The 553-nt window shown below is 67.1% G+C and carries 1 protein-coding gene; it reads right to left on the bottom strand.

The features are described 5' to 3' along the window. The coding region (locus AC1D3B_RS36240; protein WP_478195480.1) for a tyrosine-type recombinase/integrase at positions 1–553 on the bottom strand (553 nt) is incomplete at both ends.

Consider the following 553-nt stretch of genomic DNA (forward strand, 5'->3'; position numbering starts at 1 on the left):
ACTTCCGCGGGCGCCGTTCCGCGTCGCAGTTGGCGCATCGCGAAGGTGTGTCGAAGCTTGAAGGTTCCGCCTTCGTTGCCATCGAGACCCGCGTCCGCGAGCAACTGCCGTGTTGCCGAGTAATGGGATTGCTTGCTCCAGGGCTTGCCGGCTGCCGTTGACGGGAAGAGCGTTTCGCCGGGAATCTTTCGTTCGGAGCGAACCAGGAGCCAGTGCTGCAGGAGCTCGCCGGCCCAAGCCGCAATCGGCGTTTCTCGTGCTGGCGAGTCCCCACTGGCGGGGATGGAGATCTTCCAGGGCCGATCCCGCACGCGGCCGCCGCGCGAGATCGGCGAATCTAGCGTCAGCGCGCGGACCTCTGCGGGTGTCAGTCCGCCGCCCAGGTGCAGCGCGACCGCAACGCAATTGCGAAGCTCCTGCCACGTGAACGCCGCATGGGCATCTCGCCGTGCGCCACTGACCCCGGGGCGAGGGCGCGCGTTGGACAGGAATGCGATCAGGTGCTTCGCCTCGGCCACCGAGAGATGTTCCGGCAACGGATCAGCGCTGGCTG

The sequence above is a fragment of the Variovorax sp. P5_A3 genome (genome assembly GCF_056400665.1).